The 514-nt window shown below is 73.0% G+C and carries 1 pseudogene; it reads right to left on the bottom strand.

From position 1 onward, the window contains the following. A pseudogene (locus tag WDV86_RS15920) lies at positions 1 to 230 on the bottom strand (GNAT family N-acetyltransferase); the annotation flags it as partial. Positions 231 to 514 lie beyond the last annotated feature (284 nt).

The following is a 514-nucleotide window of genomic DNA, read 5'->3' as shown; positions in this document are numbered from 1 at the left end:
CCCGCAGCCCCCAGCCGCCACCGGCCGGTCCGCAGCACCTCCTCGACGTACCGGTCGGCCCGGGTCGCCACGAGGGCGAAGCCCACGACCTGGCCCAGGTCGTCGACCGCGACGACCCCGCGGCCATGGGGCACCGCCACGAAGGTGCGATGCCAGCGCCGCAGGAAGCCGGCACCCAGCTGCGGGAACAGGCCCACCGACAGGTACTGGTGGTGAAGCCCGGCGGTCACCTGACAGTCGTCGTCTCTCATCGGCCGCAGCGCCGTCCTGGCCATCGGCCTGGACGAGTCGGCACTGCGGTAGTCGTCGTGCTCCCGGTGACCCGGGTCGTGCTGAAAGCGCGCGGGCATGCGTCATCGGCCCTCTGGTGACGAACGAGCACTGCCGCGGCCCCGAGGCCGGCGACGGTGATGACCTCAGAAGGCGGTCAGACCCTCCGCAGGCACAGCTGCGTCAAGGACGGGCCCGCCAGCACCCACACCGACCCACGCACCAGCGGAGGACCCCGGAGCCC

This window comes from Pseudokineococcus sp. 1T1Z-3, assembly GCF_037482365.1.
Taxonomy (GTDB): domain Bacteria; phylum Actinomycetota; class Actinomycetes; order Actinomycetales; family Quadrisphaeraceae; genus Pseudokineococcus.
Note: the sequence above shows the minus strand (reverse complement) of the source record. Positions and strands in the feature narration are given on the sequence as shown.